Source organism: Cellulosimicrobium sp. SJTW-1 (assembly GCF_047716875.1).
Classification (GTDB): Bacteria; Actinomycetota; Actinomycetes; order Actinomycetales; family Cellulomonadaceae; genus Cellulosimicrobium; species Cellulosimicrobium funkei.
Genome location: NZ_CP136680.1, coordinates 2,111,349 through 2,129,558 on the forward strand (window position 1 = coordinate 2,111,349; position 18,210 = coordinate 2,129,558).

Sequence of the window (18,210 nt, forward strand, 5' to 3'; positions counted from 1 at the left end):
GCGCCCCGGCACCACGATGGACGCAGACGGCACCCGCGCCGTCGTCCCGCCGCCGTCCCGGCGCGCGTCACCGACCCCGAGGAGGCAACCCATGGCTGCTCGTTCCGACCTGCCGAAGTACACGGTCCCGTCGCTCACCCCTGAGGAAGGGGCCCAGGTCGCCGGGATCCTCCAGGAGCGGCTGCACGCGCTCAACGACCTGCAGCTCACGCTCAAGCACATCCACTGGAACGTCGTCGGCCCGCACTTCATCGCGGTCCACGAGATGATCGACCCCCAGGTCGACGCCGTCCGCGCGATGGTCGACGCGACCGCCGAGCGCATCGCGACCCTCGGCGTCTCCCCGCAGGGCACGCCCGGCGCGCTCGTCGCCGCCCGCACCTGGGAGGACTACTCCCTGGGCCGCGCCTCGACGATCGCGCACCTCGGCGCCCTCGACGAGGTGTACGTCGGCGTCATCACGGACCACCGCGAGGCAGCGGCCGCGACCGAGGAGCTCGACGACGTCACCAACGACCTGCTCATCGGGCACCTGCACGACCTCGAGCTCTTCCACTGGTTCGTCCGCGCGCACCTCGAGTCGACGGGCGGCGACCTCTCCACCGAGGGTGCGCGCACCGAGGCCGGCGCCGCGCGCAAGGCCGAGGAGGCGGCGGCCGGTCAGCCCTGACCCCGCTCCCCCTCCACCGCCGTCGCCCCGACGGCGACCGGGCCCCGCCACGCGAGTCGTGGCGGGGCCCTCGCTTTTCTGGGCTTGTGGGTGAGGTGTTCGCGTGGGGTGCGGGTGGTGTTGATGTGCTTGGCACACTATTTATTTCCAGAGAAGCGTAAGGTCGCGGCATGACCGATCCGCACGCCGCACCGCCGCCCGTCCGCCAGCTCCGGCTCGTCGTCGAGGCGGAGGACTATGACGCCGCCCTCGCGTTCTACCGCGACGTCCTGGGTCTCCCCCAGCAGATCGCCTACGCGGACGGCGAGGACGACCGGGTGGCGATCCTCGACGTCGGGCGCGCGACGCTCGAGATCGCCTCCCCCGGGCACGTGCGGGCGATCGACGACCTGGAGGTCGGGCGTCGCGTCGCGGGGCACCTCCGCGTCGCGCTCGAGGTGGACGACGCCGGGGGCGCGACCGACCGGGCCGTCGCCGCCGGGGCGTCGCTCGTCGCCCCGCCGACGCGCACGCCCTGGGGGTCGCTCAACTCACGCCTCGACGCCCCCGCCGGCCTCCACCTCACGCTGTTCCAGGAGCTCGGCGGCAAGGAGGGCGTCCCGCCCGGCGTCGTCGCCGAGACCGGGTCCGGCGACGATCCCGCTCCCCACCGGGGCTGACGCCTCGACCCACGCCCGCCGGACCTGCTCGAAGCGCGTCGGGAGCGGCGCCCGCACGGCCCCGTAGCGCGCGTTCGTGCGGTGGACGAACCGCCGCCACGACAGCACGAGGCCCTGCTTCGTGATGGGCAGGCCGCTGGACACCGTGACGCCGTTGTCGTGCGTGTGGTGGACCGTGAGCAGCAGCGCGCGCGGCACCGACCCCTCGAGGTCCGCCGCGAGCACCTCCCGCACCGCCATCCAGCGACGCAGCACGACGACGACGCTCGCGCTCAGCACGTGCTCGCGCACCGTGCGGTGCTTGCCGTGCGTGAGCACGACCCTCCCCTCCCCCGCGCGCTCCGTCGCCGGGCCGAGGTCGATCGCGTCGACCGTGCAGCGCAGCAGGTCGCCGTAGCGCGCGCCCGTGGCGCGCGTGAGGCCGGCGATCACCGCGAGGCGCACGGTCTCCGGCTTCGCGGCCTCGACCATCGCCTCCGTCGCCAGCAGGCGCCACACCCACTCGGCCTCGTCGAGCGTGACGGTGGGGCGCGGGTAGCGGGACGCGGCGCTGATGCTGGTGTCGGCGGTCGTGCTGCCCGCCGCGTCCGGGCCGGTGGGTGACGTCGCGTCGTCGGGCATGGGTGAACCCTACCGCTTGGCACACTTTTTGTGTAGAGAGCGACTGGCGGGCGTGTCGCCGCCAGGACCGCCGCGGCTCCCTGACCACCGAATTGAATACGTATGCAGAATGCTGCATACTCGTGCCCATGTCCAAGGTTCTCACCTCCCTGCCCGTGGGAGAGCGCGTCGGGATCGCGTTCTCCGGGGGCCTCGACACGTCCGTCGCCGTCGCGTGGATGCGCGACAAGGGCGCGGTGCCGTGCACCTACACCGCCGACATCGGCCAGTACGACGAGCCCGACATCGGCTCCGTGCCCGGTCGTGCGACCGCCTACGGCGCCGAGATCGCGCGCCTCGTGGACTGCCGCGCCGCGCTCGTCGAGGAGGGTCTGGCCGCGCTCGCGTGCGGCGCGTTCCACATCCGCTCCGGCGGACGCGCGTACTTCAACACCACTCCCCTGGGCCGCGCGGTCACGGGCACGCTCCTCGTCCGCGCGATGCAGGAGGACGACGTCCAGATCTGGGGCGACGGGTCGACCTTCAAGGGCAACGACATCGAGCGGTTCTACCGCTACGGGCTGCTCGCCAACCCGCACCTGCGCATCTACAAGCCGTGGCTCGACGCGGACTTCGTCGCGGAGCTCGGCGGGCGCAAGGAGATGTCGGAGTGGCTGCTGGCCCACGACCTGCCGTACCGGGACAGCACCGAGAAGGCGTACTCCACGGACGCGAACATCTGGGGCGCGACGCACGAGGCGAAGACGCTCGAGCACCTCGACACGGGCATCGAGACCGTCGACCCGATCATGGGCGTGCGGTTCTGGGACCCCGCGGTCGAGATCGCGACCGAGGACGTGACGATCGGCTTCGTCCAGGGCCGTCCGGTGACGATCAACGGGGAGGAGTTCGAGTCGGCCGTCGCGCTGGTCCAGGAGGCCAACGCGATCGGCGGCCGCCACGGGCTCGGCATGTCCGACCAGATCGAGAACCGCATCATCGAGGCCAAGAGCCGCGGCATCTACGAGGCCCCCGGCATGGCGCTCCTGCACGCCGCGTACGAGCGCCTGGTCAACGCGATCCACAACGAGGACACCCTCGCGCAGTACCACACCGAGGGTCGCCGCCTCGGCCGCCTCATGTACGAGGGCCGGTGGCTCGACCCGCAGGCGCTCATGATCCGCGAGTCGCTGCGGCGCTGGGTCAGCACCGCCGTCACCGGCGAGGTCACGCTGCGCCTGCGCCGCGGCGAGGACTACTCGATCCTCGACACCACCGGGCCCGCGTTCAGCTACCACCCGGACAAGCTGTCGATGGAGCGCACCGAGGACTCCGCGTTCGGCCCGATGGACCGGATCGGCCAGCTCACCATGCGCAACCTCGACATCGCCGACTCGCGGGCCAAGCTCGAGCAGTACGCCGGCATCGGGATCGTCGGCACCACGCACGCCGCGCTCATCGGGGCCGTGCAGGCCTCCACCGAGCTCATCGGCGCGATGCCCGAGGGCGGCGCCGAGGTCATCGCGTCGCGCGGCATGGCCGAGGGCGACGACGCGCTCCTCGACCGCGCCGCGATGGAGTCCGGCACGGACTGACCGCCACGACGCCCACCGACGGCGCCCGGGTCGACGACCGACCCGGGCGCCGTCGCGGCTAGGCTCGCAGGGTGAGCGCGGGCACCGGGGAGCTGTGGGGGACGATCGCCGGACCCGTCGACCACGAGCTGGTCGTCAAGAAGTCCCGCTTCCTCGCGCACCTCTCCCCCGTCCCGTCCGTCGCCGCGGCCGACGCCGTCGTCGCGCGCGTGCGCAAGGAGTACTGGGACGCGCGCCACCACTGCGTCGCGCTCGTCGTCGGCCCGCACGCCGACCAGCAGCGCTCCACCGACGACGGCGAGCCCTCCGGCACCGCGGGCATCCCCATGCTCGAGGTGCTGCGGCACCGGCACGTGACCGACGTCGTCGCCGTCGTCACGCGGTACTTCGGCGGGGTCCTGCTCGGCGCGGGCGGCCTCGTGCGCGCCTACTCGAGCGCGGTGAGCGAGGCGCTCGACCTCGCGCGACCCGTCCGCCGCGCCGTGCTCACCGCGGTGCACCTCGACGTCCCGCACGCCGACGCCGGGCGGCTCCACGGCGTCCTGCGCGACTGGTGCGACCACCACCACGGCACGCTCGAGGGCGTCGACTACGGCACGACGGCCGCGTTCACCGTCCTCGTCCCCCCGGCCGAGCTCGACCGGTTCGACGCCGACCTCGCCGCCGCGTCGTCCGGCGCCCTCGTCGCGCGCCGGGGCGAAAGCCGCGTCGTCGACGTCCCTGCCTGACCGCGCCCGCGCAGGAACCCCGCACACCGCGAGGTAGACCCGTGGTCGGCCGAGGTAGAGCCGTAGTCCAGGGAGATAGAGCCGTAGTCGCGCGAGGTAGAGGCCCGGTCACGCGAAGGAGAGCCATCGTCGCGCGAAGCCGATCTGCTCGCAGACCGACGATTGCTCGCTCGACCCGTCGGCGCAGGCGACCACGACAAGCCGGGGCGGCACCGCCGTCGGGCCGAGAGCCGAGGCGAGGGCAGCGCACCCGCCCGGCGCGTGCAGTGCCCGACCGGCCGGGCCTCTACCTCGGCTGACCACGCCTCTGCCCCGGCTGACCACGCCTCTACCTCGGCCGACCGGGCCTCTACCCCGGCGGACCGGGGCTCTACCTCTACCTCGGCGTCAGGCGCTGACGCCGTCCGGGCCGACGACGGCGCCGTCGGGGACGCGGGCGGAGCCGCCCGGGTCCGCGAGCTCGGCCTCGCCGGTGACGGTCACGCCGGAGCCGAAGGTCCAGTCCCCGCGCACCGTGAGCGAGCGGGCCGCGCGCAGGGACGGGGTGCCGTCGTCGAACCGGGCGTCGAACGCGGCGATGGTCTTGTAGTGGGCCGGGTCGAGGTCCACGAACGGCGCGTCGGTGCGCGCGACGAACCGGTACGCGTCGTCGAGGTCATAGACGTCCGAGCGGAGCACGAGGAGGTCGTTCGTCGTCTTCACCGGCAGGAACCGGTCGCGGCCCACCTCGATCGCGACGGCGCCGTCGAACACCTCGACCGCGGCCCCCATGGCGGACTCGATCTGCACGACCTCGGGCGACGACGGGTCGGTCGGGTCGACGGTCTTGGTGTTCTTGATGAGCGGGAGCTCGAGCACCCCGCCGGTGCGGTCGAGCTCGGCCGACAGCGCCTCGAGGTCGAACCACAGGTTGTTGGTGTTGAAGTACCGGTGCCGGCTGATGTCGGCGGCGGCGTCCTGGTCCTCGGCCGGGGTCTGCGCCGTCTCGCGCAGGACGAGGCGCCCGTCGCTGCGGCGCACGACGAGGTGGCCGCCCTTGCGGTCCGCGGGCGTGCGGCGCGCGACCTCGGCGGCGAACGGCGCCCCGCTCGCGGCGAACCAGCCGGCCATCGCGGCGTCGGGCGCGGCGCCGAGGTTGTCGGAGTTCGAGACGCTCGCGTAGCGGTACCCGGCGTCGAGCAGGGCGCGCAGCGCGCCGGACGCGTAGAGGGCGGTGTACAGGTCGCCGTGGCCGGGCGGGCACCACTCCAGCTCCGGGTCGGCGGGCCAGTCGACGGGCGTGAGGTCGCTCGCGAGGATCTTGGGCTCGCGGTTCTGCAGGAAGTCGAGCGGGAGGTCGCCGACGGCGAGGTCGTCGTGCGGGGCGAGCGCGGCGAGCGTGTCGGCCTGCGTGCGGAACGAGTTCATGAGCAGCAGCGGCAGCGGCGCCCCGGTCGCGCGCCGCGCGGCGCGCACCTGCGCGACGATGACGTCGAGGAAGGTCAGCGGCCCGCCGTCGGGGTGCTGGGGGTCGGCGTCGCGCACCGTGAGGAGCGACTTGGCGCGGTCCATGCCCATCGACGTGCCGAGCCCGCCGTTGAGCTTGATGACCGCCGTGCGGCGCAGCGCCTCGCGGGCGGCGTCCTCGGGCACCTCGAGCTCGTCGCGGTGCGTGACGTCGGTGAGCGGCTCGACGTCGGCCTCCGGGATCATGCCGGTCGCGCCGGACTCGAGGAGCCGGTAGAAGCGGGCGAAGACGTCGATGGCGGCGGGCGCGACGCCCGCGTCGCGCATGCGGTCGGTGGACTGGCTCAGGCCCTGGCTGCTCATGCCCCGATGGTAGGGGCGCGACGCGGTCGTGGCCCGGCGCGGGGACGGCCGGACCGCGGGTGAGACAGGGCTCACAGCCCTACCGTGGGCAGATGGCGGACGTCCTGCCCGACGACGTGGCGACCTGGCTCGGGTCGTGGTTCTGGGCGCCCGGCTACGACGTCGCGCGCGAGGTGCTGCAGCGCGGCACGGCGGCGATCCTCGTCGTCGCGTTCCTCGTCGTCGTGCGGCAGTGGCGCCCGCTGCTGGGCGAGCGTGGGCTGCTGCCCGCCGCGACGTTCGTGGCGCGCACGACGTGGCGCGACGCCCCGAGCGTGCTCCGGTGGCGGTGCTCGGACCGGTTCGTCATCGCGCTCGCGTGGGGCGCGGCAGGACTGGCGGCGCTCCTCGTCGTGGGGGTCCCGCAGCGCGGGCCGTGGTGGCTGACGACGCTCGCCTTCCTCGTGCTGTGGGCCGTCTACCTGTCGGTGGTGAACGTCGGGCAGCGGTTCTACGGGTTCGGCTGGGAGTCGCTGCTGTGCGAGGTGACGTTCCTCGTGGGGTGGCTGGGCTCGTCCGGCGAGGGCGCCCCTCCCCCGCTGCTCGTGCTGCTCCTCGCCCGCTGGTGCCTGTTCCGGGTCGAGCTCGGCGCGGGACTCATCAAGCTCCGCGGGGACCGCGCGTGGCGGGACCTCACGGCCCTGGAGTACCACCACGAGACGCAGCCCCTCCCCGGCCCGTTCTCGTGGCACGCGCACCACCTGCCGCGGTGGTGGCACCGCGTCGAGGTGGCGGGCAACCACGTGACGCAGCTCGTCGTGCCCTTCGCGCTCTTCGCGCCGCAGCCGGTCGCGAGCGTCGCGGGCGGGGTCGTGGTGCTCACGCAGGCGTGGCTGCTCGTGACGGGCAACTTCGCGTGGCTGAACTGGCTGACGATCGTGCTCGGGCTCGGCGTCGTGAGCGACGGCGCGTGGGCCGCGGTCGGATCGTGGCTCGTACCCGCGCTCGGGCGCGGCGAAGATCCGGTGCCCGACGGCGGCGCCGCCCTGGGCGGCCCGGTCGCCCTGGTCGTGGCGGTGCTCGCGGTGTCGGTGCTCCTGCTCGTCCTCGGCGTGCGCCCGGCGCGCAACCTCGTCGCGCGTCGGCAGCTCATGAACGCGAGCTTCGAGCCGTTCCGGCTCGTCAACGCGTACGGCGCGTTCGGCTCGGTCTCGCGGCGTCGCGACGAGGTGGTCGTGGAGGGGACGACGGCCCGCTCCCCCGGTCCCGACGACTGGGTCGAGTACGCGTTCCGCGGCAAGCCGGGCGACGTGGGGCGCCGCCCGCCGCAGGTCGCGCCCTACCACCTGCGGCTGGACTGGCAGATGTGGTTCCTCGCGCTCGGGTCGCCCGGCACGCGGTGGTTCGAGGTGCTGCTGCTCCGGCTCCTGGAGGCCGACCGCCCGACCCTGCGCCTGCTCGCGGCGGACCCGTTCGCCGACGACCCCGACGGCCCCGCCCCGCGGTGGGTGCGGGCCCGCGTCTTCCGTTACCGGTACACGACGCGCGCCGAGCGGCGACGCACCGGCGACTGGTGGGTGCGCGAGGAGCGCGGGGCGCTCGTCGACCCGGTGGACCGCGAGCGGCTGCGGCTGCTCCTGGGCCCGCGGGCCTGAGCGGCCGGCGGGCGCGGCCGATCCCGTCCGGGGTGGCCGCGACGACGGCCCGGCAGTGTCCTACTCGAAGCGGGACGGGTCGCCCGCGCCGACGCGCACGACCTCGGGGGCGCCGTCGGAGAAGTCGACGACCGTCGTCGGCTCGCTGCCCCGCTCGCCGCCGTCCACGACCGCGTCGACGACGTGGTCGAGCTCCTCCTTGATCGCCCAGCCGTCGGTGAGCGCCTCGGTCGAGCCGGGGAGGATGAGCGAGCTCGACAGGATCGGCTCCCCGAGCGCGGCGACGATGGCCTGGGCGACGGTGTCCCCGGGGATGCGGACGCCCACGGTCTTCTTCTTGGGGTGCGCGAGGCGGCGCGGGACCTCGGACGTCGCGCGCAGGATGAAGGTGTACGGGCCCGGGGTGGCCGCCTTGATCGACCGGAACGCCGCGTTGTCGACCATGACGAAGTGGCCGAGCTGGGCGAAGTCGGCGCACACGAGCGTGAAGTGGTGCCGGTCGTCGAGGTGGCGGATGCGGCGGATGCGGTCGGCACCCTCGCGGTCGTCCATGCGGCAGCCGAGCGCGTAGCCGGAGTCGGTCGGGTAGGCCACGAGGCCGCCGTCCTCGAGGAGGGCGACGACCTGCGCGATCGCGCGCGGCTGCGGGTTGTCGGGGTGCACGTCGAGGTAGCGGGCCATGGGGCGAGCCTAGGCCCGGGGCCGCGGTCCGGCCGCCGGGACCGCCGTCGTCGCGCGCCCCGTCCCCGAGGCGGCTACCGGGGCAGGTGCGCGGAGACGCGGCGCAGCTCCGCCGGGCTCGCGTTCCCGCCCGAGCAGACGACGCCGACGCGGCGCCCGGCGAACCGGTCGGGGTCGGCGAGGACGGCGGCGAGGGCGGCGGCGCCCGCGCCCTCGGCGACGGTCCGCGCCGCGGTGAGGTAGAGCGCGGCGGCGCGGTCGATCGTGTCGTCGTCGACGAGGACGAAGTCGTCGAGGTGCTCGCGCAGGACGGCCTGGGTGAGCGCGAAGCCGGTGCCGGTCGCGAGGCCCTCGGCGCGCGAGGTGTTGGGCCGGGCGACGAGGTCGCGCGCGCGCCAGGAGTCGTGCGCGGCGGGCGACGCGGCCGACTGCACGGCGACGACCTCGAGCCCGGGGGCGAGCGCCTGGGCGACGAGGCAGGCCGCGGCCGCGCCGCTCCCCCCGCCCACGGGCACGACGAGCACGTCGAGGTCCGGCGCGTCGGCGAGGAGCTCGAGGTACGCCGTCGCCACCCCGGCGACGAGGAGCGGCTCGTTCGCCGCGCTGACGAGGCGGGACCCGTCCTCGGCCGCGAGCGCCGTGGCGTGCTCGCGCGCGTCGTCGAAGGTGGTGCCGGTGAGGACGAGGCGGGCGCCGAGGTCGCGGACGGCGTCGGCCTTGGTGGGGTTGGGGTGGGTGGGCATGACGATGGTGCAGGGGGTGGCGGTGGTACGGGCGGCGTGGGCGACGGCCTGGGCGTGGTTGCCGGTGGAGAAGGCGGTGACGCCGTGGGTGCGCTCGTCGGGGGTGAGGCGCAGGAGCAGGTTGAGGGCGCCGCGGACCTTGAAGGCTCCGGTGGGCTGGTGGTTCTCGTGCTTGACGACGACGTGGGTGCCGGTGGCGCGGTCGAGCGCGGGGTAGGTGCGGGTGGGGGTGGGCTGGAGGTGGGTGGCGAGGAGGCGGCGGGCGTCGAGGACGTCGCGCAGGGTGGGCGGGGCGAGGTCTGCGGGGGGCATGGGTCCACGGTGCCGCGGGCCGTCTCATCGGTCCAATGCCTGTTCTGTGGGGACCGATCGGCGGGATCTATGCTTCGCGCAGGAGGGTGTGGACATGGACCTGACGCGGTTGCGGGTGCTGGCGGCGGTGGCGCGCGAGGGCTCGGTGACGGGGGCGGCGCGTGCGCTGCACTATGCGCAGCCGTCGGTGAGCCATCATCTGGCGCGCCTGGAGGCGGAGGTGGGGGTGCCGCTGACGGAGCGGCACGGCCGGGGTGTGCGGCTGACGGCGGCGGGTCGGCTGCTCGCGGCGCGGGCGGACGAGATCGTGGGGCGCGTGGGCGCGGCGCGCGAGGAGCTGGACGCCCTGGTGTCGTTGTCGGCGGGTCGGGTGCGGCTGGCGGCCTTCCCGTCGGCGTTGGCGACGCTGGTGCCCGACGTCGTGGGTCGCCTCGCGCGCGAGCACCCGGGGCTGGGCGTGGGGCTGGTGGAGGCGGAGCCGCCGGAGGCGCTGGACGGGTTGCGGCGCGGTGCGGTGGACGTGGCGCTGGTGTTCGAGCACGACCGGTCGCCGGTGGACGTGGAGGGGCTGCGCGCGGTGCCGGTGCTCGCGGAGGAGCTGTTCCTCGTGCAGGCGGGGGCCGGCCCGCACCCAGGCCCGCACCCGGGGACGCACCCCGGCACGCGCTCCGCCACGGACGGGGCCGCGGCGTCGTCCGAGGAGGGGGCGGTGGACCTCGCTCCGCTCGCGGACGCGGCGTGGATCGCGGGCTGCGAGCGGTGCCGGGCGGACCTGGTGGGGCGGTGCGAGCGGGCGGGGTTCACGCCGCGCGTCGCGTTCGAGACGGACGACTACGTCGCGGTGCAGGCGCTCGTGGCGTCGGGCGTGGGGGTGTCCCTGCTGCCTGCGCTGGCGCTGCGGGCGCACCGGGACCCGCGGGTGACGGTGCAGGCGCTGCCGGGGGCAGCACGGCGCGTGCTCGCGGTCACGTACGGGGAGCGTCCGTCTCCGGGTGCGGCGGCCGTGGTCGAGGGTCTGGTGCGCGCGGCGGGCTGACGCCGGTCAGGCGGGCACGACGACGGCGGGCGCCGCGAGGACGAGCAGCACGACGCACACGCCCGCGACGGCCATGGAGAGCGCGAACGGGGCGCGGCTGCGCGGGCGCACGACCCCGACGGCGCCGGCGGCGAGGGCGAGCACGACGGCGACGGCGCCCAGGGCCCACGTCACGGGGCCGGGGGGCGTGGGCGGTGCGAGCACGACGAGCGCGGACGCCGCGGCGAGCAGCACGGGCGCGAGCACGGAGCTCGCGCGGCGCCCGAGCCGGTGCGGCAGGCCGCGCACGCCCGTGGCGGCGTCGTCCTCGAGGTCGGGCAGCGTGTTCGCGACGTGCGCGCCGACGCCGAGCAGCGCGGCGGCCGCGACGGCCCACGGTGCGGGGCGGCCCGCTCCGGGGGCGGCCAGCACGACGAACACCGCGAGCAGCCCGAAGGAGACGGCGTACGGGGCCCAGGACCACCACGTCGCCTTGAGCAGCGCGTTGTACGACCACGCGACCCCGACGGCGACGACGTGCACCGCCCCGGGCAGCAGCCCGGTCGCGAGGGACAGCACGACGCACGCGCCGAGCGCCACGAGCGCCGCAGCGCGCAGGGTGGCCGCCGTGACGAGGCCCGTGACCACGGGCTTGTCGGCGCGGCCGACGGCGACGTCGCGGCGCGCGTCGAGCCAGTCGTTGGACCAGCCGACGGAGAGCTGGCCGGTGAGGACGGCGAGCGCGACGAGCGTCGTGGTGCGGGCGCCGGCGCCGATGCCCGCGGAGAGCGCGAGGGCGAACGCGGTGACCATCACGGTGGGCGGGAAGTGGCTCGCGACCACGAGGCCGCGCACGAGCCCTCGCGAGCGACCGGTCACCATGGCGGCAACCTAGCCCGCCGCCGGGTCGCGCGCCCGACGCCGGGGCCGGTCGCCACGGCCAACCCCTCCCCCCGCGCGGGCGGACCGGGCCGGTGGGACGATGCGGGCATGTCGCGCGTCGTCGCCGTCGGGACCTCGCTTCCCGCGCATGCGTACCGCCAGGACGAGATCTCCCGGGTCACGAGCGAGCTGCTCACCGACGACCCGGTGCGCCGTGCGCTCACGCGCCGGCTGCACGCCCACGCGGGCGTCGAGACCCGTCATCTCGCGCTGCCCCTGGAGGACTACGGCGGGCTGTCGTTCGGCTCCGCCAACGACGCCTTCCTCGCGCTCGGGACCGACCTCGCGGAGCAGGCGTGCCGCGCGGCGCTCGACGACGCGGGTCTGCGCCCGGACGAGGTCGACCACGTGGTCCTCACGACCGTCACCGGCGTGGGCGCGCCGACGCTCGACGTGCTCGTCGCGGCCCGGCTCGGCCTGCGACCGGACGTGCGCCGCACGCCGTCGTTCGGGTGGGGCTGCGCCGGGGGCGCGGCGGGCCTGGCGCGGGCGGACGACCTGCTGCGGGGGCGCCCGCGGGACGTCGCGCTCCTCGTCGCCGTCGAGCTGTGCTCCCTGACGCTGCAGCGCACCGACCCGTCGACGGCGAACATCGTGGCGTCGGGCCTGTTCGGCGACGGCGCGGGGGCGGCCGTCCTCGTCGGGGACGAGCACCGCCTCGCCCGCCGCCCGGGCCCGTACGGACGGGCGGGCGCGGGCGTGCGCGCCCGAGGCGTGCGCATCGTCGACTCGCGCTCGCACCTGCACGCCGGCACGACGGGCGACCTGGGGTGGCGCGTCGGCGACACGGGGTTCGAGATCGTGCTGTCGGCACGTCTGCCCGAGCTCATCGGGGCGCACCTGCTGGGCGACGTCAAGGCCCTGCTCGCCGAGCACGACCTCGAGCCGGGCGACGTCGGGGCGTGGGTCGTGCACGCGGGCGGCCCGCGCGTCCTGGACGCGGTGCGCGACACCCTGGGACTCGCCGAGGAGGAGCTCGCGCTCAGCCGGGCGTCCCTGCGCGACGTGGGGAACCTGTCGTCGGCGTCGGTGCTGCACGTGCTCGGCGCGACCCTGGCCCGCACGGACGTGCCGCCCGGCGCGCCGGCCGTCCTCATGGCGTTCGGGCCCGGGGTGAGCACCGAGCTCGTCCTGCTGCGGCTCGACGGCCGCGGCCCTCGCCGGGCGCACGGGCCCGGTCACGCGGGCGAGCACGCGGTCGCGCGAGCCGAGGAGGTCCAGGGATGAGCCTCGCCTGGTACGTGGTGCTCGTCGGCGCCACCGCCGTCGAGCGGCTCGCCGAGCTCGTCGTCTCGGCCCGCAACGCCCGCTGGTCGTTCGCCCGGGGCGGCGTCGAGTCCGGCCGCGGCCACTTCCCCGCGATGGTCGCCCTGCACACGGGTCTGCTGCTCGCGTGCGTGGCCGAGGCGTGGCTCGCCGACCGCCCGTTCCTGCCGTGGCTCGGCTGGCCCATGCTCGTCCTCGTGCTCGCGAGCCAGGGCCTGCGCTGGTGGTGCATCGCGACCCTCGGGCCGCGGTGGAACACGCGCGTCATCGTCGTGCCGGGCCTGCCGCTCGTCGCACGCGGCCCCTACCGGTGGCTGCGCCACCCCAACTACGTCGCCGTCGTGGTCGAGGGCGTCGCGCTGCCGCTCGTGCACTCATGCTGGATCACGGCCGTCGCGTTCACGCTGCTCAACGCCGTGCTGCTCGCCCGCTTCCGCATCCCCGCCGAGGAGCGCGCCCTCGCCCGCGCGACCGCGGGCGGCGCCGCCGCGCACCCGGCCGTGCCGTGACCCCTCCCCGGTCGACCGACCGCCGCACGACCGACCGCGACGTCGACGTGCTGGTCGTCGGCGGCGGGCCCGTCGGGCTCGCCGCCGCCCTGCACGCCCGCCGCGCCGGGCACGACGTCCTCGTGGTCGACCGCCGCGCGGGCGTCATCGACAAGGCGTGCGGCGAGGGGCTGCTCCCCGGCGCGCTCGCCGCGGTCCTCGCCCTCGGCGTCGACCCGCCGGGCCACCCGCTCGCCGGCATCAGCTACCGCGACGCCACCCGCCACGCCGACCACCCGTTCGCCGCCGGCCCGGGCCGCGGCGTCCGGCGCACCGCGCTGCACGCCGCCCTGCGCGAGCGCGCGCTCGCCGAGGGCGTCACGATCGAGCACGCCACGCTCCGGACCCTGCGCCAGGACGCCCGCGGGGTCGACGTCGTGCTCGGCGCGGCGCGAGCACCCGCCGGGGAGGGACCCGGACCGGACGGCGGCGCGGACGATGTCGTGCGGGCCGCCCACGTGCTCGGCTGCGACGGGCTGCACTCCACCGTGCGCCGTCTGACCGGCCTCGACGCCCCGCCGCACGGGCGCGCCCGGTTCGGCCTGCGCACCCACTACCGGCTCGCCCCGTGGAGCGACCTCGTCGAGGTGCACTGGGCACCGCACGCCGAGGCGTACGTCACCCCGGTCGCGCCCGACGTCGTCGGCGTCGCCGTCCTCACCCACCGCGACGGCGCCCGCGGCACACCGCAGGACGCGCACCACGGTCTCGACGCGTTCGGCGAGCTCGCGGACCGCGTGCGCGACGCCCCCGTGCTCGGGCGCGTCCGCGGCGCGGGGCCGCTGCGCCAGCGCGCCCGACGCCGCACCGCCGGGCACGTGCGCCTCGTGGGCGACGCGTCCGGGTACGTCGACGCGCTCACCGGCGAGGGCGTGCGCGTCGGGCTCGCCCAGGCCGAGGCCGCCGTGCGTCACCTCGACGACCCGGCCGGGTACGAGCGCGCCTGGTCCCGCGCCACGCGCGACTACCGCGTCCTCACCTCCGGCCTGCTCGCCTGGGCGGGCAGCCCCGCCCGCCGCGCGATCGTGCCCGCCGCGAGCGCCGCGCCGTGGCTGTACGGGGCGGTCGTGGAGCGCCTGGCCCGCTGACGGGCGGCTCCGTGCCGGTCGCGGTACCCGCCCGCCGCCCTCGTCCGGCGAGCGGCCCGTCTCCACGCCCCGGTGTGGGCGCCCACCGCTACCGTGCGGCCATGACCTCGCTCGACCTGCACGTCGTCCCCGACCGCTTCCTGCTCGGCCACGTGCCGGGCGCCACGTTCCCCGAGGACGACGAGTGGGTCGCGCTCGTGCGTGCCCCCGAAGGGCTGACGGTCGTGCGGCACGCGTCCCCGTTCGACGACGCCGAGCGGTGGGCGGGCTTCTACGGCTCGGCCCACGGGCTGGAGACGTCGGGCGTGCTCGCGTCCGTCGTCGGGCCGCTGGGCGAGGCGGGTGTACCGGTGTTCGTCGCGTCCACGTTCCACGCGGACCTCGTGCTGGTCCCGGAGGTGCGGCTCGAGCAGGCCACCCGGGTGCTGCGCGACGCCGGTCACGCGGTCGCCGCTCCGCGGTGACCCCGGGTCGCCGCCCGTCGTCGTGCGCGGTCCCCGTACCGGTAGCATGCGCGGATGCGAGCGCGAGGGTGGGTGGCGGCAGCGGCCGTGGTGCTGAGCACGGCGGTCCTGGTCGGGTGCGGGTCCGGCGGTGCGGGCCCGGCGGACGGGACCGAGGAACCGGAGGCGGCGAGCAGCGCTGCGCCGTCGCCCGCCACGGATGCCCCGGCGCAGGACGGCGCCCCGGACGACGCCGCGACCTGCGTCGCCTTCAGCGACGTCATGACGATCGTGGAGAACGCCGACCTCGGCCTCGCCGACGGCCGCATGGCGGAGCAGGAGCGGGACGGCTGGTACAGGCTCGCCACCCGCGTGCTCGGCCGCCTGCCGTCCGGCGGGGACAGCGCCGTGCAGACGGCGGTCGGTGACCTCCAGGCGGCCGCGCCGGCCGTCGCGGTCGGGACGTTCGCCGAGTCGACCGGCGTGGGCTCCCCGGAGTGGTCGCAGGCCCAGGCAGACCTCGGCGACGCGTGCGAGGCGCTCGGGACTCCGCTGACGATCGCCCCGTTCACCGGCGGCTAGCCCGACGCCCGGCCGGCGCGCCACCGCGCTCAGCGGCGCAGCCGGTCAGCCCGGCGCCGCCGCCTTCTCCGCCCGGTCGAGCAGGTCGCGCGCGCGGTCGCGCGGCAGGAACGCGAGGAGCGCGTCCTTCTCCCCCACGCGCACCCGCTCCGCCACCTCGAAGCCGAGGGCCCGCATCCGGGCGTGCGCCCGCTCGTTCGCCGCGTCCGGCTCGACGACGATCCGGTCCACCCGCGGGTCGGCGAGGCAGAACGCGACGACCAGCGGACCGACGGCGGCCCACAGGTCCGCCCCGCGCGGACCGCGCCCGCCGAGCAGGAAGTGCAGCCCGACGTCGCCCGGCGCCACCGCGTACGCCTCGCCGACCGGGTCGTGCTCCGGCTCGTAGGTCTGCAGGAGCGCGACCGGGGCGTCGTCCCACCACACGAGGAACGCGTGGTGCGTCGGCAGCGAGCCGACGTAGGCGTACAGGTCGCGCAGCTCCGTCCGGGACAGGTCCCCGAGTCCCCAGAACCGCGCCCACGGCCGGGTCACCCAGGCGTGCAGGACGTCGAGGTCGGCGTCCGGGTCGAGGGCGCGCAGCGTCAGGCGCCCTCCGCCCGGCGCGTGGTGCGCGAGGAGCAGCTCCCCGGGCGCGCCGGTGCGCAGGCGGCCGGGGGCGGGCAGGTCGGTCGTGGTCATCGGGTCTCCTCGTGGCGCAGCAGGGCCCAGTCGGTCACGACGGGCACGGTCTCGGCGTCGGCCCAGGCGGCGAGCCGGTCGGCGAAGTGGGGCGAGCGCGGGTCGCCGCTCGCGCCGAACGGCACGCCCCAGCGGCTCGCGTCCCGGTCGGCGAGGTCCCACACCCAGCGCGCGACCGACCCGCGCACGCACTCGTCGCTGACCCCCGGCACGCTCGCGGTGCAGCGCACGGTGTCCGTGTCGCCCCCGAGCGGCACGTCCGGCACGCGCGGGACCGGCGCGCCCGGCACGTCGAGGAGCACGTGCAGCCCGAGCACGCGGTGGGTGTCGCCCCACACCGGCGCCGGGCCCGGTTCGTCGTCCCGCGCCCGCACGACGTCGGCGAGCGCGGCCCACGCGAGCGCGGCGCCGTCGATCCCGAGCCACGCGGCGCCGAGGAGCGCGGGCAGCGCGTCGGCGACGCGCGCGGTGACCGACAGCCACGGCGCGAAGACCGGGTCGAGGCCGTGGGGCGCGTGCAGAGGCGCGAGCGCGGGGTGCGCCGCAACCCGGCCGACGAGCGCGCCGCGCCAGGACGCGAAGAGCGCCGCGTCGGCGCTGTCCGCGTCCATGCGGCGGTCCCACGCGCGCAGCCGGGCCGCCGCGCGGACCGTCGCGGGGTCGGGACGCGCGGTCGTGCTGCCGTCGGCCCCGGCCGCGCCCGGGGCGCGAGCGTCGCGGTCGAGCCACCCGAGCAGGTCGTCCGCGCCGCCGAGCAGCGTGTCCGCGTGGACGCGCGACTGGTCCGCCGCGGTCGCGTCGTCGCCCGCGGTCGCAAGGAGCGCCCGGATCCGGCGAGCGCGGTGCGGCGGGGCATACGTGCGGCCCAGGTCGAGGTCGAGCCGCGCGGGCCGCTCGTTCGCGTCGACCGCGACGTCGTCGACGACCACGGGCGGGGGCGGCACGACCCACGGGCGGGCGCGTCCGGCGTCGGCCCACCCCGGCAGGGGCAGCGCGCGCTCGGCCGGGTCACGGCGGGGCGCGCGCCCCGCCGTCACCGACAGCACGGTCGCGCGGTCCGCCGCCAGCACGCGGTCGACCGGGTCGACCCACGTCGCGAACGCGTCCGTGACGTCGCGCGCCGACCCGGCCCGCAGGAGCCGTCGCCACGCGGCGACCCCGAGGTCGGCGTCCACGCGAGCGGGCAGACGCACCGCGAACGTCCGGCCCGGGTCGTCGGGGCCGCCCGTGACGACCACCCCACGCGCCGTCTCGATCGTCTCCACGCGGTGCTCGACCGGGCCGCCGGCCGCGCGCACGCGGACCGTGGCGTGGACGACGTCCGCCGGCTCCGGACCGTCCGGCCCTTCCGCGACGACACCGCCGTCCGCGGTGCGGTGCAGCCGCTCCGCGACGACGTCCACGTGGTGCGCCATCGCGTTCGTCACGCCCCACGCCGCCCCGCCTGCGTGCCCGAAGTGCGGGGCCCCCGGGACACCGGGGAAGGCGAGGCCGACGACGTCGTACGCGTCGCACGCCAGGCGCACCTGCTGGTAGACGCCCGGCAGCTCCAGGAGACGGTGCGGGTCGCCCGCGAGCAGCGGCGCCCCGCCGCGCGTGCGGGCGCCCGCGAGCGCCCACGCGTTCGACCCCGAGCCGGGGCCGCCGTCGACGGCGAGCAGGTCGAGCACCGTGGTGAGGGGAACGTCGGGCCGGGAGCGCGCGACCTCGGCCCCGAGCGTGCGCGCGACGTGGTCGCGCCACAGCACGTGCGGGAAGCCGGAGAACAGGACGTGCGCGACGAGGAAGACGCCGAGGGGCGCCCACGCGGGCCACGGCTCGTGCGGCGGCAGGTCGCCCCCTCCGGGCCAGGCCGCGTCGGCGAGGGCGTGCATCTCGGGCACGTCGCGCCCGCGCTCGAGACCGTCGTTCACGCCCGCGGTGTACGCGTCGACCCAAGCACGGTCGTCGTCCGCGAGCGCCGCGTAGGCGCGACGCGCGGTGTCGGCGAGACGGACGCGGTGGGCGAACCGGTCCCACGCGAGGCCCGGCTCGCCCAGGCGCTCGGCGAGCCGCCCCTCGGCGCGCCACCGGTCGACCTCGATCTGCCAGCCGCGGTCGAGCGCGGTGACGTACCCCTGCCCGCGCGCGAGCGCGAGCTCGTCGGCGGCGCGCACGTGCGGGACGCCCCACGCGTCGCGGTGCACGGAGAACCCGCCCGGGTTCGCCGCCACG

17 protein-coding genes are annotated in these 18,210 nt (G+C 76.5%); 11 read left to right on the forward strand and 6 right to left on the reverse strand.

The genetic code is table 11. The features are described 5' to 3' along the window. The first annotated feature begins 91 nt into the window (after nt 1-91). The 4 genes from RSE42_RS09635 to RSE42_RS09650 all read left to right on the forward strand — a co-directional run bounded on the left by RSE42_RS09635 (nt 92) and on the right by RSE42_RS09650 (nt 4,252). Nucleotides 92-670: a Dps family protein gene (locus RSE42_RS09635; protein ID WP_043654965.1), complete on the forward strand. Its 579-nt coding sequence runs from the start codon at nt 92-94 to the stop codon at nt 668-670. 170 nt (nt 671-840) lie between these two features. Beyond that, nucleotides 841-1,329, forward strand: a complete 489-nt coding sequence (locus RSE42_RS09640) for a VOC family protein (protein ID WP_415298781.1) — start codon at nt 841-843, stop codon at nt 1,327-1,329. Nucleotides 1,330-2,078: 749 nt separating this feature from the next. Then, the gene (argG, locus tag RSE42_RS09645) at nt 2,079-3,524 is read left to right on the forward strand and encodes an argininosuccinate synthase (protein ID WP_043654962.1); all 1,446 of its coding nucleotides are present in this window, start codon (nt 2,079-2,081) and stop codon (nt 3,522-3,524) included. Between the two features lie 71 nt (nt 3,525-3,595). After that, nucleotides 3,596-4,252: an IMPACT family protein gene (locus RSE42_RS09650; protein WP_415298783.1), complete on the forward strand. Its 657-nt coding sequence runs from the start codon at nt 3,596-3,598 to the stop codon at nt 4,250-4,252. Nucleotides 4,253-4,639: 387 nt separating this feature from the next. On the opposite strand, the gene RSE42_RS09655 is transcribed toward RSE42_RS09650, so the two are convergent. Next, nucleotides 4,640-6,061: a UTP--glucose-1-phosphate uridylyltransferase gene (locus RSE42_RS09655; protein ID WP_043654956.1), complete on the reverse strand. Its 1,422-nt coding sequence runs from the start codon at nt 6,059-6,061 to the stop codon at nt 4,640-4,642. A 92-nt stretch (nt 6,062-6,153) separates the two neighbouring features. On the opposite strand from RSE42_RS09655, the gene RSE42_RS09660 reads away from it, so the two are divergent. Next, nucleotides 6,154-7,695, forward strand: coding sequence for a lipase maturation factor family protein (locus RSE42_RS09660; protein ID WP_051028170.1), 1,542 nt, complete (start codon nt 6,154-6,156; stop codon nt 7,693-7,695). Between the two features lie 60 nt (nt 7,696-7,755). Here the strand turns inward: RSE42_RS09660 and RSE42_RS09665 are convergent, their stop codons facing one another. Both RSE42_RS09665 and RSE42_RS09670 read right to left on the reverse strand, forming a co-directional pair. Continuing rightward, a complete protein-coding gene (locus RSE42_RS09665) occupies nt 7,756-8,376 on the reverse strand; it encodes an L-threonylcarbamoyladenylate synthase (RefSeq protein ID WP_043654953.1) in 621 nt (206 codons plus the stop codon). Nucleotides 8,377-8,450: 74 nt separating this feature from the next. Next, nucleotides 8,451-9,431, reverse strand: a complete 981-nt coding sequence (locus tag RSE42_RS09670) for a threonine ammonia-lyase (protein ID WP_415298784.1) — start codon at nt 9,429-9,431, stop codon at nt 8,451-8,453. Nucleotides 9,432-9,525: 94 nt separating this feature from the next. On the opposite strand from RSE42_RS09670, the gene RSE42_RS09675 reads away from it, so the two are divergent. Further along, entirely contained in the window at nt 9,526-10,467 is a 942-nt protein-coding gene (locus RSE42_RS09675; protein WP_415298786.1) for a LysR family transcriptional regulator, read from the forward strand. Nucleotides 10,468-10,473: 6 nt separating this feature from the next. Here the strand turns inward: RSE42_RS09675 and RSE42_RS09680 are convergent, their stop codons facing one another. After that, nucleotides 10,474-11,328, reverse strand: a complete 855-nt coding sequence (locus RSE42_RS09680) for a UbiA family prenyltransferase (RefSeq protein ID WP_415298787.1) — start codon at nt 11,326-11,328, stop codon at nt 10,474-10,476. Between the two features lie 108 nt (nt 11,329-11,436). Between RSE42_RS09680 and RSE42_RS09685 the strand changes: the two genes are divergently transcribed. From RSE42_RS09685 to RSE42_RS09705, 5 genes are all read left to right on the forward strand, one after another. Beyond that, a complete protein-coding gene (locus RSE42_RS09685) occupies nt 11,437-12,615 on the forward strand; it encodes a type III polyketide synthase (protein WP_415298789.1) in 1,179 nt (392 codons plus the stop codon). Then, on the forward strand, nt 12,612-13,163 hold the full coding sequence (locus tag RSE42_RS09690) for an isoprenylcysteine carboxyl methyltransferase family protein (protein ID WP_061268437.1): 552 nt from the start codon (nt 12,612-12,614) through the stop codon (nt 13,161-13,163). Before RSE42_RS09685 ends, RSE42_RS09690 begins: the two co-directional genes overlap by 4 nt. Next, nucleotides 13,160-14,290, forward strand: a complete 1,131-nt coding sequence (locus RSE42_RS09695) for an NAD(P)/FAD-dependent oxidoreductase (RefSeq protein ID WP_415298791.1) — start codon at nt 13,160-13,162, stop codon at nt 14,288-14,290. Before RSE42_RS09690 ends, RSE42_RS09695 begins: the two co-directional genes overlap by 4 nt. A gap of 101 nt (nt 14,291-14,391) precedes the next feature. Then, nucleotides 14,392-14,754 carry an ACT domain-containing protein gene (locus RSE42_RS09700; protein ID WP_034652603.1) on the forward strand — a complete coding sequence of 121 codons (363 nt, stop codon included), beginning with the start codon at nt 14,392-14,394 and terminating at the stop codon, nt 14,752-14,754. Nucleotides 14,755-14,808: 54 nt separating this feature from the next. After that, nucleotides 14,809-15,315 (forward strand): hypothetical protein, encoded by a 507-nt coding sequence (locus tag RSE42_RS09705; protein ID WP_415298793.1) that lies wholly within the window; start codon nt 14,809-14,811, stop codon nt 15,313-15,315. 45 nt (nt 15,316-15,360) lie between these two features. Here the strand turns inward: RSE42_RS09705 and RSE42_RS09710 are convergent, their stop codons facing one another. Together RSE42_RS09710 and RSE42_RS09715 are read right to left on the reverse strand one after the other, a co-directional pair. Further along, nucleotides 15,361-15,996, reverse strand: coding sequence for a GNAT family N-acetyltransferase (locus tag RSE42_RS09710; protein WP_415298795.1), 636 nt, complete (start codon nt 15,994-15,996; stop codon nt 15,361-15,363). Further along, nucleotides 15,993-18,209 carry a penicillin acylase family protein gene (locus RSE42_RS09715; protein WP_415298797.1) on the reverse strand — a complete coding sequence of 739 codons (2,217 nt, stop codon included), beginning with the start codon at nt 18,207-18,209 and terminating at the stop codon, nt 15,993-15,995. Before RSE42_RS09715 ends, RSE42_RS09710 begins: the two co-directional genes overlap by 4 nt. Between the last annotated feature and the right edge of the window lies 1 nt (nt 18,210).

Coding starts and splice junctions, on each gene's coding strand:
- RSE42_RS09635 (WP_043654965.1), top strand. CDS start 92: ATGGCTGCTCGTTCCGACCTGCCGAAGTACACGGTCCCGTCGCTCACC.
- RSE42_RS09640 (WP_415298781.1), top strand. CDS start 841: ATGACCGATCCGCACGCCGCACCGCCGCCCGTCCGCCAGCTCCGGCTC.
- argG (WP_043654962.1), top strand. CDS start 2,079: ATGTCCAAGGTTCTCACCTCCCTGCCCGTGGGAGAGCGCGTCGGGATC.
- RSE42_RS09655 (WP_043654956.1), bottom strand. CDS start 6,061: ATGAGCAGCCAGGGCCTGAGCCAGTCCACCGACCGCATGCGCGACGCG.
- RSE42_RS09660 (WP_051028170.1), top strand. CDS start 6,154: ATGGCGGACGTCCTGCCCGACGACGTGGCGACCTGGCTCGGGTCGTGG.
- RSE42_RS09665 (WP_043654953.1), bottom strand. CDS start 8,376: ATGGCCCGCTACCTCGACGTGCACCCCGACAACCCGCAGCCGCGCGCG.
- RSE42_RS09670 (WP_415298784.1), bottom strand. CDS start 9,431: ATGCCCCCCGCAGACCTCGCCCCGCCCACCCTGCGCGACGTCCTCGAC.
- RSE42_RS09675 (WP_415298786.1), top strand. CDS start 9,526: ATGGACCTGACGCGGTTGCGGGTGCTGGCGGCGGTGGCGCGCGAGGGC.
- RSE42_RS09680 (WP_415298787.1), bottom strand. CDS start 11,328: ATGGTGACCGGTCGCTCGCGAGGGCTCGTGCGCGGCCTCGTGGTCGCG.
- RSE42_RS09685 (WP_415298789.1), top strand. CDS start 11,437: ATGTCGCGCGTCGTCGCCGTCGGGACCTCGCTTCCCGCGCATGCGTAC.
- RSE42_RS09690 (WP_061268437.1), top strand. CDS start 12,612: ATGAGCCTCGCCTGGTACGTGGTGCTCGTCGGCGCCACCGCCGTCGAG.
- RSE42_RS09700 (WP_034652603.1), top strand. CDS start 14,392: ATGACCTCGCTCGACCTGCACGTCGTCCCCGACCGCTTCCTGCTCGGC.
- RSE42_RS09705 (WP_415298793.1), top strand. CDS start 14,809: ATGCGAGCGCGAGGGTGGGTGGCGGCAGCGGCCGTGGTGCTGAGCACG.
- RSE42_RS09710 (WP_415298795.1), bottom strand. CDS start 15,996: ATGACCACGACCGACCTGCCCGCCCCCGGCCGCCTGCGCACCGGCGCG.